This window comes from Psychrobacter sp. TWR1-1-1 (assembly GCF_049895865.1).
Taxonomy (GTDB): domain Bacteria; phylum Pseudomonadota; class Gammaproteobacteria; order Pseudomonadales; family Moraxellaceae; genus Psychrobacter; species Psychrobacter immobilis_A.
Genome location: NZ_JAFCTE010000002.1, coordinates 237,727 through 254,188 on the forward strand (window position 1 = coordinate 237,727; position 16,462 = coordinate 254,188).

Genomic DNA, 16,462 nt, shown 5'->3' on the forward strand with positions numbered 1-16,462 from the left:
TAATATTCAAGTTATTTAATAAATACTCTCGATTTTATTCTTCATCTTCTCATTAATGGTAATTCAATACTATGGCAGCTTCGATGTCTCACTTGCTTACTCATCGACACGTCCTGCTGTTACAAGGAAAGATGGGCGGATTCTTCAACCGTTTTTCGACATTTCTGCAAACTCAAAATATTAAGGTTAGTAAGATTAACTTTAATGCAGGTGATGCATTTTTTTATCATCATGATAATACCTATGAATATACCGATACGTTAGCGCAGTTCTCTTCTTGGTTGCAGGTTTTCATTGAAGAAAATAGCATTGATGCGATTGTCTGTTTTGGTGATTGTCGTCCGCATCATACCCAAGCTGCTTGTATCAGTGAGCAGTTGGGCACCTCTTTCTTTGTATTTGAGGAAGGCTATTTGCGTCCCGATTACATTACATTGCAAGAATATGGCATTAATGGCTATTCGCGCTTAAATACGGCAGATATTAAAGCGCTCAAAAAAGCCAATGATAAACCACTGTATACTCACAATCGTTTTTATCGTTTGAGTATCGCTGCGATTGTCTACTATATTATCGTTTGGATATACAAAAGTCGCTATCCGCACTATTCGCACTATCGCGGTATGACGGCGTGGCAAGAAGCAATCGCTTGGCTCAAAGCACCATGGCGTAAATTGCGAGGGTATTTACCTGATAAGCGATTGCAAAATAAGCTGACCAAAGAACAAAGTAATAATTATTTTTTGATTAGTTTACAAGTGCATAATGACTCGCAGATTACCCATCATAGTGACTATCGTGATGTGGTGCAGTTTATTGATGAGTCTATTGCCAGCTTTGCAGAGTATGCTGATAAGCAGCAATTACTAGTATTTAAGCATCATCCGTTAGATCGTGGTCATCGAGATTATCGCGAGCTGGTATCTAGCTTGGCTAGACGCTATCAAGCGGCGGATCGTGTATTTTATGGTTGCGACATGCACCTGCCAACCTTGATGAAACACAGTATTGGGATGGTGACCATCAATAGCACGACAGGGTTGCAATCGGTATATCACAAAAAACCTACCAAGATCATGGGTCGCGCGATTTATGATACGCCGAAACTGATAGATCAGAAACCACTTAATGAGTTTTGGCAACAACCTAACCGCCCAGATAATGAGTTTTATCTTAGATTTCGTGAATACTTGATAGAGCAAACTCAGATCAACGGGGCTTTTTACGGTAGGTCACCATGGATGCATAAATATCTGAATAGCGCAGGATGTGAACCCATAGAGAGCGATCTGTCCAAAACCAATACCCCTCAGTAGATTATTGATTGTTCATATCCAGTTAGCATAAGTCTTGTCGAAGTGAATAAGGTGCTATCAAGCCGCTCACTTTCTATCTGTACAGTTATCCGCTCGTAACTTCACTTGTAAATCATCCCTCTGCTAATAAAATCGCCTTACTTTATGGTAGAAAACTGCTAGAATACTCTTTCATGCCTGCGCATAAGAGTTGACGTCCTGAGCGGTTGATTGGAGATGATAATATTGGCAAATAAGCTGATTCTAATTATTTTCTCTTGTTATTTCTCCCTTAATGATGGATAGCTATTTTAGCGGTTGCGCCTGACAGTATTTATTTCTTAATTTTATTATTCTATCACCCTTAATTTAGTAGGCGCTTTGTGACTGCATTAGCAAATATTCGTAACTTTTCAATCATTGCCCACATTGATCATGGCAAGTCGACGCTTGCTGATCGTTTTATTCAAATGTGCGGTGCCTTGCAAGATCGCGAGATGCAGGCGCAAGTACTTGACTCCATGGATATTGAGCGTGAGCGCGGTATCACCATTAAAGCGCAGTCGGTAACCTTATTCTACGATCATCCTAATGGTGAGCGCTATCAGCTCAACTTTATCGATACCCCAGGACACGTTGATTTTTCTTATGAAGTATCGCGTTCACTAGCCGCTTGTGAAGGTGCGCTATTGGTCGTTGATGCCGCGCAAGGGGTGGAAGCTCAGTCCGTGGCTAACTGCTATACTGCCGTTGATCAGGGTCTAGAAGTCATGGCGGTACTAAATAAAATTGATTTGCCACAAGTCGAGCCAGAACGCGTCATTCAAGAGATTGAAGACATCATTGGGATTGACGCTGTTGATGCACCACGAGTTTCTGCTAAATCGGGTTTAGGTGTCGATAAACTGCTAGAAGCATTGGTTGAATTTATCCCTGCACCGACTGGTGATCGTGATGCACCCCTACAAGCATTGATTATTGACTCTTGGTTTGATAACTATCTAGGCGTTGTGTCTTTAGTTCGGGTACGTGAAGGTACTATCCGAAAAGGTGATAAGCTTTATATTAAATCAACCAAAGAATCGCATTTAGTCGGCTCGATCGGTGTCTTTACGCCCAAGCCTGTCGATACGGGTATCTTGGAAGCGGGTGAAGTCGGTTTCATTATTGCTGGTATCAAAGATATCGCTGGCGCGCCAGTGGGTGATACGATTACCCACGCCAAAACGCCAGACGTTGAGCGTATTCCAGGTTTTAAACAGATTACGCCGCAAGTCTATGCCGGTATGTTCCCTGTTGATTCTACTGATTTTGAAAAATTCCGTGAAGCGCTACAAAAGCTACAAATCAATGATGCGTCATTGTTTTTTGAGCCTGATACCTCAGATGCACTAGGCTTTGGTTTCCGTTGTGGTTTCCTTGGTATGCTGCACATGGAGATTATCCAAGAGCGTTTAGAGCGCGAATATGACTTGGATTTGATTACCACTGCGCCGTCAGTTATCTATGAGATTGTAAAAAAAGATGGCAGTATTATCTACGTTGATAACCCATCAAGACTCCCTGAGCCGAATAATATTGAAGAGTTCCGTGAGCCCATTGCCCGCTGTCAGATTTTAGTACCGCAAGATTACTTAGGTAATGTCATGACGCTTTGTATCGAGCGCCGCGGCGTACAGGTAGATATGCGTTTTATGGGTCGTCAAGTACAGCTGATCTTTGATATTCCGATGGGAGAGGTGGTCATGGACTTCTTTGACCGTCTAAAATCAGTTTCGCGCGGTTTTGCCTCACTTGACTATAATTTTGAGCGTTATCAAGTCGATAAATTGGTTAAAGTAGATGTATTAATCAATGGCGAAAAAGTCGATGCGCTGGCCATGATTGTTCATGAAACCCAATCACGCTATCGTGGAAATGCGTTGGTGACTAAGATGAAAGAGTTGATTCCGCGTCAGATGTTTGATGTGGCGATTCAGGCGGCGATTGGTAGCCAAATTATTGGGCGTAGTACAGTGAAAGCCATGCGTAAAGACGTCTTAGCTAAGTGTTATGGCGGTGATGTGTCGCGTAAGAAAAAGCTATTGTCTAAGCAAAAAGCCGGCAAAAAACGTATGAAGCAAGTCGGTAATGTGGAGATTCCACAAGAAGCCTTCTTAGCGGTATTGCAGGTTGAGTAAGTCATTACTAATTGACTGGTCAACGATAGTTTTTTTGTGTAATTAGTGGCGCAGTTGATAGTATAGATAGCCAGATAAGTCGCTCGTTAATAGGCAATTGAGTATGGATTTTGATTTTAATTTAATTTTAGTACCATTAACCATTGGTTTGGGTATTATTTGGCTATTAGATAAGCTTACCTTCAAGCAGCGTAAAACTCGCGGGCGTGGTCAAGAAAGTCTCTTGGTACGCTGGGCTTATGATTTTTTCCCTGTATTGGCAGTGGTGTTAATAGTACGCTCGTTTTTGATTGAGCCTTTTAATATCCCTTCATCTTCTATGGTGCCGACATTATATACAGGCGATTTTATTGCGGTTAATAAGTATGCCTACGGGGTGCGCCTACCGCTGACGTATAACAAAGTGCTGGATACGGGCGCGCCTGAACATGGTGATGTGGCGGTATTCCGCTATCCTGAAAACCCAAGTATTTATTATATCAAGCGTGTCATTGGTTTGCCTGGTGATACTGTTAGTTATGATCAAGGGACACTTTCTATCAATGATGTCCCAGTTGACACTAAGCCTGTCGATTTTGCGGCAAACCCTGAGTTGACCTCACAGCTTTATTTACCAGGGCAAATCGGTCCAGGGCAAGTACTGACCGAAGACAGTGCGGCAGCGATGGGTCAGCAAGAAGAGGGTGAGGCGCAATACTTTCAGGAAACACAAGGTGAAAACAAGCATCTTGTTCGTTACTTAAATGGTATGAATAGCTCTCAATATGCACCATTTTTGCAGCAGCAATCGCCAGAAGTGGTTAGCTCAGCAGGTACTAAATGGCGTATTAGCGTTCCAGAAGGTCAGTATTTTTTGATGGGCGATAACCGCGATCGTAGTGCTGATGGTCGGTTCTGGGGTTTTGTTCCTGATGAGAACTTAGCGGGTAAGGCGGTTTATATCTGGATGCATAAGCCACCCGGACTTAATTTACCAACCTTTGAACGCAATGGTACTATTGATTAAGATTATGTCATTAAGATTATGAGACGCTCTATTGGTTGATTTATCGATAATAGTTTTATGCTAATATTGTTGCTATCTAATAAACGGCTACCTAGTATTTCGGTAGCTCCTAAAAATAGTTGTTTACCAGTAGAGGGATATCATAGTGCAGCAATTATCTGGAATCGCCACACAGCGTGGTGCTAGCGTAACGAGTATCGTTTTAATTATTCTTGTGTTAGGAGTTGCTGCCAAATTGATGGTTGCTATCGTACCTGCTCAGATTGGTGATTATCAATTGACCAAGACCTTAAGCGCACAGCTTAAGGAAGCAAATAATAATAATGAGACGGCCAAGCAGTTTGTCGAGCGTGTTAATAGACAGCTATCTATTAATGCTGACTACGATACTCAGGCGGAAGACGTATTTACTTTTATTGATAAAAAGACGGGACAATTGGCTATTCGTAAACAATATGCAGTCACCAAAAATTTCTTTGGTAATGTTGATATCGTCAATCGCTTCGAAGGTGATATCGATATGACAACAGCAGAGTAACTAAAAAGAGTGTTAGATCACTCTTAAACTTTTTAATACCTGAATGTCTTTATAATATTCATTAATCCATACTATTACTAACCAAATCAGTAAAACAGAAGGGATAACCACAAGCCACGCATGAAACCAACTTTGCAGCATTCCCAAGCGATTCCTACTCCTCAACAAAATAGCACGTCTGTCGACACGCTGATTGTTAGCTCAGAATTTATTCAGCAGTTAGCCGTATTAACACGCAAGTTAGGCTATGTGTTTAAGGACTTGAGTCTCCCCAAACTTGCGTTGACACACCGCTCATTTGATAGCAAAAAAAATTATGAGCGTTTAGAGTTTTTAGGAGATGCTCTGTTAGGAATGATTGTGGGTGAGGCTTTATATCATCGCTATCCTAGCCAAAATGAGGGTCGCTTGACTCGTATGCGTGCCACTTTGGTACGTCAAGAATCATTGGTCATTATTGCGCAAAACTTAGAGCTCTCTAATCATCTGATATTAGGGATAGGTGAGCGTAAAGGTGGTGGGCGCAATCGCGCTTCTATATTGGCTGATGCTGTGGAGTCTTTGATTGGTGCTATTTATTTAGACAGCCAAGATTTGGATATTACTCGCGATTGTGTTCTCTCATGGTATGGTGATTTGATTGACAACGTTAATGACCAAAAAGCGTTAAAAGATGCCAAGAGTCGATTGCAAGAGTGGCTACAATCTAAGCAGTTTGATCTGCCACATTATGAGCTGATGGAGACACGTGGTAACGCGCCGCATCAAATTTTTGTTGTACGTTGTCATGTTAATATCAATAACTGTGTTGATATTACTGAATCTGGTGAGAGCCGCCGTATCGCTGAACAAAAAGCAGCAGAACTAATGATTAACCAGTTGCATAAACTGCCGAGCTCAGCTAAAAAGCGATCCTAACTAGGATTAACCTATGGATCGCACATACCACTTTTTTTGACAGTATATGTTAAGTGACGTTTTAAAAATCGTTTATTTGAATTGGCGTAAACGTCACACATTTCAAAACCTTAAATATTTCCCAGCCGGTGATGGTTTTGCTTTTTTAGTGCTGATACAGCCAATACATCATTAAGCACCATTTGACTGGGTATAAATTCTATAGGATTAACCTATGAGCAATCGTACTGACTTGCCATCCAATGATGAAGATAATGCCAAAAATATGACCGAAAACACAGAATTGAATCAAAACCAAGATAATATCGATACTACTAACGATGGCATCAATCAAGCAGAAGATACTACTGTAGACAACGATATGGCAATTGAAGAATTCTTTGCCCCTAGTAGTCATGCAGGTATTGCTGATGATTTTAAAGCGGGTTATGTCGCGATCGTTGGACGTCCAAACGTTGGTAAATCGACTTTGATGAATCACTTATTGGGTCAAAAGCTGTCTATTACATCACGTAAGCCGCAAACGACTCGTCACCGTATCCACGGTATTTTGTCAAATCATGAGATGCAGGCAGTATTTGTTGACACGCCGGGTATTCACCGCAATGAAGTACGTGCTATTAATGAGCGTATGAATAAAGCTGCGGTATCTGCATTAGTAGATGTTGATTTGGTGTTATTCGTTGTTGATTCAGATCAATGGCGTGATGATGATTTGTTAGTTCTACAAAAGCTTGGCGACACCAATTTAAATGTGGTATTGGTTATTAATAAATCTGATACCTTAAAAGATAAAGGCAGCGTGTTGCCGCTGATTGAGACGTTTAATGACAGTTTTGATTTTGCCGATATCGTACCAGTATCTGCCTTAAAAAACCAAAACCTAGATCGTCTACAAGAAGTGATTGCTTCGCATCTTCCTATTGCTGCTCCTATCTATGATACCGAGCAAATTACTGACCGCTCAGAACGATTTTTGGCCAGTGAAATTATCCGCGAAAAAATCATGCGTAGCGCTGGTGACGAAGTGCCATATGACCTAACTGTACAAATTGATGGGTTCAAAGATGAGCCTGCGCACACTGATCCAAAAACAGGGCGTCCACGTAAGGCTTGTACTTTCATCGATGCGACTATTTATGTTGAACGTAGTGGTCAAAAAGCCATTGTGATTGGTGATAAAGGTCAGCGTATTAAGCAAGTGGGTATGGATGCTCGTAAAGATATGGAGCAGCTGTTTGATAAAAAGATTATGCTGACACTGTGGGTGAAAGTGAAACGTGGCTGGTCTGATGACGAACGTGCATTGACTAGCTTAGGATATTGATTAAAGAATAGCGCTTTAATCACTTTTCTATATGCTCGATGCTGAGGTGATAAAAAATGCGTAACGAAGCGTTAATCGGTTATTTATTGCATCAGCGTCCTTATCAAGAAAAGCGCGCCTTATATTATCTGTTTTCTCAGCAACATGGCGTGATTCATGGTATTGGGAAAAAAGGCGCGCCATTGTTCATGCCATTGCAGCTCTTTGCCACTGGTAAACGGGATTTAAAAACGTTTAGTCAGATCAATATTGCATCGCAACACACAACTCAAACAGGCATAGCAAAAGATTATGGCATTGCCACTGTTTTAGAAGCACTGCCCTACGAAAATATTACAGGTCAACATCAATATGCGGCGTTGTATTTAAACGAAATACTATGGCGGTTGTTGTCGACTGAAGATCCAATGCCGGTATTATGGCTACATTATCAGGACAGTCTGTCTCAGCTTAGGCGACCTTTGAGCGCCAACGAATTACGGTTGTGCTTGCGCCAATTTGAGCAGCATTTATTCAATGAGTTGGGTTTTATCTTAATGTTGACTCACGATAGTGTTGAAAACATCATTCAGCCTGACGATTCTTATCGCTTTTTACCTGATGTTGGTTTAGTGCCTGTCTTGCAGAATGATATAAAGACTGAGCATTTAGATAATACTATGGGGCAAATTTTTTTCAAAGGTACTGATATCATTGAGATGACGCAGTTAGGTATTACTGAAAAAACCTTAAATAATTGGTCAAAAATCCATCGACAGTTTATTGACCATTTACTGGATTATCAACCATTGCAAAGCCGCCTATTATGGCAGCAGCAACAGCGTTACCAATAAATAATAGCACTATCCTCAAAGTGCTATAACCAATCTGATTGGTGCTGAGACTGTCTAAAGTTTCATATTCTTGTACCGTTGATCAGTCAATTGGGTTTCGTTATCAAAAAAATTTCTTATGACCACTGCTTCATTACCTTCATCTAACAACGCTTTGCAAAAACCTTTATTAGGTGTAAACATTGATCACGTAGCAACTCTGCGTCAAGCGCGTGGGGTTAGTTATCCAAGCCCTTTAGCCGCCGCTCTTTGGTGCGAGAAGGCGGGAGCAGACGGTATTACTATCCATCTACGCGAAGATTGTCGTCATATTAAAAACGCAGATGTTTATGAGATAGCAGGGTAGTTGACGACTAGAATGAATTTAGAGATCGCCGCTACCAATGAGATGCTAGCGATTGCTTGTGACTTCAAACCATTTTGGGTATATCTAATACCTGAAAAACGAGCAGAGTTAACAACAGAAGGCAGTCTTGATGTCGTAGGGCAGATCACTTAGTTGACAGACTATATTGGCAAGTTACAAGCGGCAAGTCTAAAGGTTTCTTTATTCATTGACCCAGAAGAAAAGCAAATCGCTGCTGCTATAGAATGCGGCGCCGATGCTATTGAATTATATACAGGCGCTTATGCTGAGGCAAGCTTGGTAGCCGATATGAACATGCAAAATGCTGAGCTGAAACGAATTAAGCAAGCTGTTGCTACTGCTCGACGCAGTGATAATAAGCTCTTAATTAACGCAGATCATGGTCTGACATGTGATAATGTGAATGCTATCGCAAAAATTGAGGGTATTTATAAGTTGAATATTAACCATGCATTCATTGCAGGCGCTGTATTTGTAGGACTCGAGCAAGCCGTCATTATGATGAAAGAAGCAATGTATATAGATCTACAAAGCTATTAAAAAATATCATTGGGAATTTATGTGAGTGGTAACTTATGTCATTGGTAGTTTTTTATTCGTCACATTCAGTGGGATGATCTTCATTAAGTTTTTGTTTAATAATACCTCCTTGGTTAAATGATATTAGATACATTGCTTGATTATAAGCAACAATGGGACAGTATTTTATATGACCAAAATGTCCTCGTGGTTTGCCACTATCACCCCAAAATTTGGTGTAGTGGCGTCGACTTCCAACTCGTAAACTTAGCTTACTGTATTTAGGATTTAAAGACTGCTGAACGACTAATGAATCTACCTGAGCATCAAAGTGATTATTGTCATTTTTATCTATGAATAACAAAAGTGTCTTATCGCTGTCTCTATGGCAGCGCCCTCCAGTATCAGACAAGCAAACAATGATATTCTGTCTTCTGATGTAACTCTCAGCCTTGGCTAAGGCAAGAGAATTCTCTAACTGACTTTGAATCCGTTTGGCTTCCATACGTGCTAATTGCGTTCGTATGACTGGGGCTGCGATCGTCACTATAATTGCTAATACACATACAGTGACGATAAGTTCGACCAGCGTAAAACCCTTGTTATTTCTATTAACAGTGCTTGGGTCTGTTCCGGTGTTTGTATTAGGTGCTCTTTTATAGAGAGATACTGTATATCTGTGATACACATAAAGAATCAATCGGCTTTGAGCTAGCCTGTGCTTATTTGAAGTAAAAACCCATAACATAAATGCTGAGAGCTTTTTATAACTTGATAATGTTTTATGCAGCAATGCCATGAGGCTTGTTACCTATAATAAGTAGTTTAGTTCAATAAAACAGTCTCGCTTCTTTAAATGTGCTTTAATCCAATCATTGCATAAAATCGAGCCAATATGTTCGTGAAATTTTGCAGTAATGATCGGATTTATGATGTATGAAATAATGTTGAGTGCTATAATATAAACAGAATATATGTCTACTGTCAAAAAATGTTTCAATTAGTGAATGACTGGTTTTAATAATAGAGAAAAAATACCAACTGTACTAAAATATGCCCAGACAATAGATACTGTTAGGTTTACTATCTATTGTGAACTGACATACAAAAGATAAAAAGCGTAAGGTGTGTTAGTTCTAGGTAACTTAAGCTGGTTATTGTGTTTTAGTTACGACATTATCGTGTAATAATGTGTAGCTCGTTAACGAAAAAAGTTGTAAACTGAATTGATAATCGCTAAGCTACTCCTTAATTGGTTTTGCTTTGTCACTTAAAATTCGTAAAAGATGTCTATTTTAGAGCATCTTGAGAAGCGGTTTTGCTTAATGCATCACTCAAATTATCCTTTGGAGGAAGTCCATGAAATTGAATAAAATTGCTCTAGCTCTGGTTGCTGTAGCAGCTGCACCTTTAGCAGCTAATGCTGGCGTAACTATTAGCCCATTGTTACTAGGTTATCATTACACTGGCGAAGCTCATGACGAGCAACGCGAAGTCCTTAAGACTGGTAAAGACCTTTATATGAATGGTCAGAATCCATCACAACCAATTGATGGTCGTAACGGAAATCTAAACGGTGGCGTAGCTAAAGAAAGCAGCTTATACACTGGTGCTGCACTAGGTATTGAGCTAACTCCTTCTACTCAGTTCCAAGTAGAGTACGGCGTGTCAAATGCAAACGGCGAAGCTTCAGAAAGATCAGCAGACGCTGGTGTTAACCGTTTTGACGTAGAACAAACCATGCTTTCTGGTAACTTCTTAATCGGTACTGAAGAATTTACTGGTTATACTGATAGCGCATTCAAGCCATACGTATTGGTTGGTGCTGGTCAATCTAAAATTAAAGTAGAGAACCAAGAGCAATATGTTGCGACGGGTAATGCGCAAGGTACTACAGCAGGTCAACCTGTATCAGCTGGTACTGAAGTTGCAGAGTCTAAAGATACGATTGGTAACCTAGGTCTAGGTGCTATGTATCGTATCAACGATGCTTTAAGCCTACGTGGTGAAGCTCGTGCGATTCATAACTTTGATAATAACTGGTGGGAAGGCATGGCTTTGGCCGGTCTAGAAGTTGTACTTGGTGGCCATTTAGCACCTACAGTAGCAGTACCACCACTGCAAGAGCCAGTTATCGATACTACTCCAGTAGTCGTAATTGAATCTGATCTTGATTCTGATGGCGATGGCGTACCTGATAGCATCGATGCATGCCCAGGCACTCCTATGAATGTCGTAGTAGATGAGCGCGGTTGCCCAGTACCAGTAGATATTACTGATGAGCTGAAAATGGAACTACGTGTATTCTTTGATAACGATAAATCAACGATCAAATCTCAGTACCAACCTGAAATCGCTAAAGTAGCAGAGAAGATGCGCGAGTATCCTAACTCTACAGCACGTATCGAAGGTCATGCTTCTAAAACTGGTCCTTCAGCACGTTATAACCAACGTTTATCTGAAGCCCGTGCCGTTGCGGTTAAATCTATGTTGACTAACGAATTCGGTATTGCTCCAAACCGTATATCAACAGTTGGCTATGGTTATGACCAACCAATCGCTCCAAACGATACTGAAGAAGGTCGTGCTATGAACCGTCGTGTTTATGCCATCATCACTGGTGACAAAACAATGACTGTTGAACAAACTAAAGATATGGTTGTTCAATAAATAGTATTGAACCGATTGTTTTACTAAATATATAGTTACAAAAAAAGTCACCTAATGGGTGGCTTTTTTTTATTTATGGATTGAGAAAAGCAAGTTATTACATAAATTTGTGAAGCAATAATGTTATACTAGCTGCCCAAACATTCTGTAAATTGACAGAATGTACATTAGCATAGCTATCTGTATGATGAATTTATCAGTGTAGATACTTGATTATATTGAAATTATTTGATTAACCGCATCTATTGTGCAGTCTTCTAAAAGTAAGTACTCAATATCTATCTGGTTGATGATAAAAGTTTATCCAGCGGCGCTTATTGCTACTGCATTTTTTTAAGACGAAACGAGCATTTTATATGGCGAACGATATCAAACACCTGCGTAACATTGCAATTATTGCCCACGTTGACCACGGTAAAACAACTTTGGTTGATAAGTTATTACATCAGTCTGGTACTTTTGGCGACCGTGCAAACATTGCTGAACGTGCAATGGATTCAGGCGATATTGAGCAAGAACGTGGTATTACCATTTTGGCTAAAAATACAGCCATCCGCTGGACAGATAAGACTGATGATACTGAATATCGTATCAACATTGTTGACACCCCAGGTCACGCCGACTTTGGTGGTGAAGTTGAGCGTGTAATGTCTATGGTTGACTGCGTGCTTCTAGTCGTTGATGCGGTTGATGGCCCAATGCCACAGACCCGTTTTGTGACGCAAAAAGCGTTCGAGCAAGGTCTAAAACCTATCGTGGTCATCAATAAAATTGACCGTCCTGGCTCACGCCCTGACTGGGTAATGGATCAAATCTTTGATCTTTTTGATAACTTGGGTGCAACTGATGAACAGCTTGATTTCCCAGTTGTTTATGCCTCAGCATTGAATGGTATTGCAGGTTTGGAAGCTGACGATTTGGCTGATGACATGACACCGCTTTTCAAAACAATTGTTGATGTGGTTCAGCCTCCTCAAGTTGATGCTGACGCACCGTTCCGTATGCAAATCTCAAGCCTTGATTACAACAGTTTTGTTGGCGTTATCGGCATTGGTCGTATTCAGCGTGGTAAAGTTAAAACCAATACTCAAGTGACTGTAATCGACAAAAACGGCAATACCCGTAATGGCCGTATTTTGAAAATTATGGGTTATCATGGTCTTGATCGTATTGATGTTGAAGATGCACAAGCTGGTGACATCGTTTGTATTACTGGTATTGATTCGCTTAATATCTCAGATACGATTTGTGATCCTAGTGCTGTCGAAGCGTTACCAGCATTAACGGTTGATGAACCTACCGTTTCTATGAACTTCCAAGTAAATAACTCACCTTTTGCTGGTCGTGATGGCAAGTTTGTGACCTCGCGTAATATCCGTGAGCGTCTTGAGCGTGAATTGATTCATAACGTAGCATTACGTGTAGAAGATACAGAATCTCCTGATAAATTCAAAGTATCAGGTCGCGGTGAACTTCATCTATCTGTATTGATCGAAAACATGCGCCGTGAAGGTTTTGAGATGGGTGTTTCAGGCCCAGAAGTTATCGTCAAAGAAGTGGATGGTAAATTACAAGAGCCGTATGAAAACGTTGTTTTTGATATTGAAGATGAGCATCAAGGTTCTATCATGGAGCAGGTTGGCTTGCGTAAAGGCGAGATGACCAATATGGAACTTGATGGTAAAGGTCGTATGCGTATCGAAGCGACGATGCCTGCCCGTGGTTTGATCGGTTTCCGTTCTGAGTTCTTAACGTTGACCTCAGGAACTGGTATCATGACGTCAAGCTTCTCACATTACGGTCCACAAAAGATCGGTGATGTTGGTGGTCGCTCGAATGGTGTCTTAGTTTCTATGGCAAAAGGTGTTTGCTTAGGTTTCGCGCTATTTAACCTGCAAAAACGTGGTAAATTGTTTGCTGAGCCACAGCTTGAAGTTTACGAAGGTATGATCGTTGGTCTTAACTCACGTAACGATGATATGGCTGTTAACCCAACGACTGCTAAGCAGTTAACCAACGTTCGTGCGAGTGGTACTGATGAAGCATTGACGTTGACTCCAGCAGTCAAGTTCACACTTGAGCAAGCGCTTGAATTCATTCAAGATGATGAATTGGTTGAAGTAACACCTAAGGCGATTCGTCTACGTAAGCGCTATTTGACTGAAAGTGAGCGTAAGCGTCACGGCCGTGGTAAAAAAGGTGCTTAATATTGAGCCATGAATTACTGAGTAATTTATTGGATTGATATTTTGTAGAAGCATTTGATGCTGTTGTTATTTAATAATGGGCATCAAGATAACTAAAAAATTAGCAGTATAGAGTGAACTAAATATGGTTCATTTTATGCTGCTTTTTTTTGTTGTAATTTCCATAAAATATAGACAAAATAACTGACAGTAGTAGTGTTTCTCACTATTACTCTTAAGGCTCAAGATTGGGTCGACTGTTGAGATACTTATTCGATTATAGATTGGTATTTTGAGGAGAAAATAATGAGTATGGTTTCTGAGTTTAAAGAATTCGCTCTAAAAGGTAATGTGATGGACTTAGCGGTCGGTGTCATTATCGGTGGGGCATTTGCTACTATCACAACGTCCTTAGTTGAAGACATTATTATGCCAATAGTGGCTTTCATAGCAGGTGGCGAGATCAATTTCAAAAACATGTTCTTAGTGTTGGGTGATGCGCCTGAAGGTGTTGCCATGACCTATGATGCCCTCAAAGCAGCTGGCGTTCCTGTATTAGCCTATGGCAGTTTCATTACTGTACTGATTAATTTCTTAATTTTAGCATTTATTATTTTTATGATGGTTAGAATGGTTAACAAAATGCGTCGTAAAGAAGAAGTGCAAGAGCTGGTAAAACAACCTTCAGAAGAGGTGCAATTGCTTCGTGAAATTAGTGCTAAGTTAAGTAATACCACTGTTTCAAAATAAAATATGATGATTTGATTAAAAACATAAAAAAGGCTAACGTCGTGTTAGCCTTTTTTATGGATAATTTATAAATGCATTGTCTTTAGCGCAGTTGTATCATTTAACCAGCTGTTAATATAAAGACTATGGCGTAACTACGACATAATCGTTGGTATTAATCAAAATCTCAGATGGTTGATCAACGACAATACGGACAACATTATCATTAGTCACTTGTGATTTGTAATAGTTGTCTTCAGCCACAGTACAACCTAAGCAGCGTCCCATCGCATCCCAAGGTTCAACAAAAAGTTTCTGCTGCGCCTGATCCGCATTACCACCGATAAGCGAGAAGGGTAGACTAACTAGGTAGGCGGCAGTACCAGCAACGGCACTGACCAGTTGTAGAGGTTTACCCACTACAGTATCAACCACCATTGTCTCATAAGAGGGCCCAAAGTCTGTCTCATCAATTTCTATGGCTGCCAAGGCAGGCTGCATAGTAGCAGCCATTAAACTTAAGCTTGCGGCTATAGTAATGGCTTTTTGCTTAACTGTGCGTTGGTTTTTGGCTTTAACAGTCATAACGATGTCCTAAAATTCATAGTTGGTATGATTATTAGCTGCTGCTATTTCCACACAGAGACAATTTCCCTATATAAACAATGCGCAACGATAAGTAAGCTAAATATATTACAGATGTATAAACATTATGCACTATTTATGTAAGTGCTCATACTATTAAAGCAAGATGTGTGTCAATAAGCAACAAAAATGGCGTGCGATATAATAATCTTAGTGCAAAATAATAGGACACTTAGTCAAGAGTATTGTGCTGCTATATTATACGATTTGATACCTAAGTTATTTTGGTACTTAAGGCTAAACAGATAGTGATAGTTTCAGATAATATTTAAAGGATTGGCTGACAGTTGGGACAGAATACACTGGCGCGACCATTAATTTTGATATTCTCAAGCACGGCATCACAATGCGGACAAGTTTCCCCTTGTCTACCATAGACATTTAATGTCTGCTGGAAGTAACCGGTTTGACCATCTGCTACGGTGAAGTCTCGCAGTGTCGAACCACCAAGCGATATCGCCTTTTGTAGAATAACTTTAATATGATCGACCAAAATAATCATCTGAGCATAGGACAGTTGGTGAGCGGGGGTGGCTGGATGAATAGCTGATAAATATAGGCTTTCAGTCGCATAGATATTACCGACACCCACGACGACCTGTTGTTCCATGATGACTGATTTTATAGCGCGAGCAATGGGCTGCTTTTTTGATTTGGCGTTGCCAATTGCTACGGTATCAGCACTGTGATCAAGCAAGTTTGACCGTTGAATAAATTGATACAGGTAGTCTGCAGTAAATTCATCTGATAATGGTTCAGGACCTAAATGATTTAATAGCTTAGCACTATAATCTTTGTGCCATAACACTGACCCAAAACGTCTTGGGTCATAGTAATGTAGTTGGGATTTTGTATTATTAACGCCCTTAAAAACAATGATGAGATGATCATGCTTGCGCTTTTCAGTACCGTAGCTTTGCTGTTGCAGGCTGCCCGACATACCTAAATGAACCAAAAGTTGACGCGGTACTAACGTAGCAGTTTGAGCCGCAGCGCTATCATCATTGGGTAATAAAGGTAAAAAGTTAAGAATTAAATATTTTGCGCGGCGCTCAACGCTATCTAGCGTGTAATCAATCAAGCTATCTAAATCATCTGGCATCGCCCAACGCAGCTTTGGCTGAAAAACTTTTATATCGATAATGCGTTGCCCTAATAACGGTGCAAGGCTGGTTTTGGTTGTTTCTACTTCAGGCAATTCAGGCATGATGTTTTTATAATAACCTTATGATTCAGTGGACATACTTTG

13 protein-coding genes and 1 pseudogene are annotated in these 16,462 nt (G+C 40.4%); 11 read left to right on the forward strand and 3 right to left on the reverse strand.

Annotated features, from left to right (window positions below):
- The first annotated feature begins 83 nt into the window (after positions 1 to 83).
- The 8 genes and pseudogenes from ACP69U_RS03075 (at position 84) to ACP69U_RS03110 (ending at position 9,004) form a co-directional block, all read left to right on the forward strand.
- Positions 84 to 1,316, forward strand: a complete 1,233-nt coding sequence (locus ACP69U_RS03075) for a capsule biosynthesis protein (protein WP_426137786.1) — start codon at positions 84 to 86, stop codon at positions 1,314 to 1,316.
- A 362-nt stretch (positions 1,317 to 1,678) separates the two neighbouring features.
- Positions 1,679 to 3,475: a translation elongation factor 4 gene (gene lepA, locus ACP69U_RS03080; RefSeq protein ID WP_426137787.1), complete on the forward strand. Its 1,797-nt coding sequence runs from the start codon at positions 1,679 to 1,681 to the stop codon at positions 3,473 to 3,475.
- 103 nt (positions 3,476 to 3,578) lie between these two features.
- Complete coding sequence (gene lepB, locus ACP69U_RS03085; RefSeq protein ID WP_426137788.1) at positions 3,579 to 4,481, forward strand: signal peptidase I; 903 nt, start codon at positions 3,579 to 3,581, stop codon at positions 4,479 to 4,481.
- A gap of 145 nt (positions 4,482 to 4,626) precedes the next feature.
- Positions 4,627 to 5,019: a DUF4845 domain-containing protein gene (locus tag ACP69U_RS03090; RefSeq protein WP_238034824.1), complete on the forward strand. Its 393-nt coding sequence runs from the start codon at positions 4,627 to 4,629 to the stop codon at positions 5,017 to 5,019.
- 120 nt (positions 5,020 to 5,139) lie between these two features.
- The gene (gene rnc, locus ACP69U_RS03095; protein ID WP_055125735.1) at positions 5,140 to 5,937 is read left to right on the forward strand and encodes a ribonuclease III; all 798 of its coding nucleotides are present in this window, start codon (positions 5,140 to 5,142) and stop codon (positions 5,935 to 5,937) included.
- A gap of 361 nt (positions 5,938 to 6,298) precedes the next feature.
- On the forward strand, positions 6,299 to 7,264 hold the full coding sequence (gene era, locus ACP69U_RS03100) for a GTPase Era (RefSeq protein ID WP_045443844.1): 966 nt from the start codon (positions 6,299 to 6,301) through the stop codon (positions 7,262 to 7,264).
- Between the two features lie 56 nt (positions 7,265 to 7,320).
- Entirely contained in the window at positions 7,321 to 8,097 is a 777-nt protein-coding gene (gene recO, locus ACP69U_RS03105; protein WP_426137789.1) for a DNA repair protein RecO, read from the forward strand.
- 118 nt (positions 8,098 to 8,215) lie between these two features.
- Positions 8,216 to 9,004, forward strand: a pseudogene (locus tag ACP69U_RS03110) (pyridoxine 5'-phosphate synthase).
- Between the two features lie 52 nt (positions 9,005 to 9,056).
- Here ACP69U_RS03110 and ACP69U_RS03115 read toward each other — a convergent pair.
- Positions 9,057 to 9,782: a GspH/FimT family pseudopilin gene (locus tag ACP69U_RS03115; RefSeq protein ID WP_426137790.1), complete on the reverse strand. Its 726-nt coding sequence runs from the start codon at positions 9,780 to 9,782 to the stop codon at positions 9,057 to 9,059.
- Between the two features lie 560 nt (positions 9,783 to 10,342).
- Between ACP69U_RS03115 and ACP69U_RS03120 the strand changes: the two genes are divergently transcribed.
- From ACP69U_RS03120 to mscL, 3 genes are all read left to right on the forward strand, one after another.
- Positions 10,343 to 11,653, forward strand: coding sequence for an OmpA family protein (locus ACP69U_RS03120; protein ID WP_426137791.1), 1,311 nt, complete (start codon positions 10,343 to 10,345; stop codon positions 11,651 to 11,653).
- A 356-nt stretch (positions 11,654 to 12,009) separates the two neighbouring features.
- The gene (gene typA / locus ACP69U_RS03125) at positions 12,010 to 13,860 is read left to right on the forward strand and encodes a translational GTPase TypA (RefSeq protein ID WP_055125731.1); all 1,851 of its coding nucleotides are present in this window, start codon (positions 12,010 to 12,012) and stop codon (positions 13,858 to 13,860) included.
- 285 nt (positions 13,861 to 14,145) lie between these two features.
- Positions 14,146 to 14,589 (forward strand): large conductance mechanosensitive channel protein MscL, encoded by a 444-nt coding sequence (gene mscL, locus ACP69U_RS03130; RefSeq protein WP_055125730.1) that lies wholly within the window; start codon positions 14,146 to 14,148, stop codon positions 14,587 to 14,589.
- Positions 14,590 to 14,712: 123 nt separating this feature from the next.
- Here mscL and ACP69U_RS03135 read toward each other — a convergent pair whose 3' ends face one another.
- Entirely contained in the window at positions 14,713 to 15,153 is a 441-nt protein-coding gene (locus tag ACP69U_RS03135; protein WP_060490428.1) for a hypothetical protein, read from the reverse strand.
- Between the two features lie 328 nt (positions 15,154 to 15,481).
- Positions 15,482 to 16,420: a bifunctional DNA-formamidopyrimidine glycosylase/DNA-(apurinic or apyrimidinic site) lyase gene (gene mutM, locus ACP69U_RS03140; protein ID WP_426137792.1), complete on the reverse strand. Its 939-nt coding sequence runs from the start codon at positions 16,418 to 16,420 to the stop codon at positions 15,482 to 15,484.
- Positions 16,421 to 16,462 lie beyond the last annotated feature (42 nt).

What these genes read in the sequence shown, in the direction of transcription:
- ACP69U_RS03075 (WP_426137786.1), top strand. Translation starts at nt 84, where the DNA reads ATGTCTCACTTGCTTACTCATCGACACGTCCTGCTGTTACAAGGAAAG.
- lepB (WP_426137788.1), top strand. Translation starts at nt 3,579, where the DNA reads ATGGATTTTGATTTTAATTTAATTTTAGTACCATTAACCATTGGTTTG.
- rnc (WP_055125735.1), top strand. Translation starts at nt 5,140, where the DNA reads ATGAAACCAACTTTGCAGCATTCCCAAGCGATTCCTACTCCTCAACAA.
- era (WP_045443844.1), top strand. Translation starts at nt 6,299, where the DNA reads ATGGCAATTGAAGAATTCTTTGCCCCTAGTAGTCATGCAGGTATTGCT.
- recO (WP_426137789.1), top strand. Translation starts at nt 7,321, where the DNA reads ATGCGTAACGAAGCGTTAATCGGTTATTTATTGCATCAGCGTCCTTAT.
- ACP69U_RS03115 (WP_426137790.1), bottom strand. Translation starts at nt 9,782, where the DNA reads ATGGCATTGCTGCATAAAACATTATCAAGTTATAAAAAGCTCTCAGCA.
- ACP69U_RS03120 (WP_426137791.1), top strand. Translation starts at nt 10,343, where the DNA reads ATGAAATTGAATAAAATTGCTCTAGCTCTGGTTGCTGTAGCAGCTGCA.
- typA (WP_055125731.1), top strand. Translation starts at nt 12,010, where the DNA reads ATGGCGAACGATATCAAACACCTGCGTAACATTGCAATTATTGCCCAC.
- mscL (WP_055125730.1), top strand. Translation starts at nt 14,146, where the DNA reads ATGAGTATGGTTTCTGAGTTTAAAGAATTCGCTCTAAAAGGTAATGTG.
- ACP69U_RS03135 (WP_060490428.1), bottom strand. Translation starts at nt 15,153, where the DNA reads ATGACTGTTAAAGCCAAAAACCAACGCACAGTTAAGCAAAAAGCCATT.
- mutM (WP_426137792.1), bottom strand. Translation starts at nt 16,420, where the DNA reads ATGCCTGAATTGCCTGAAGTAGAAACAACCAAAACCAGCCTTGCACCG.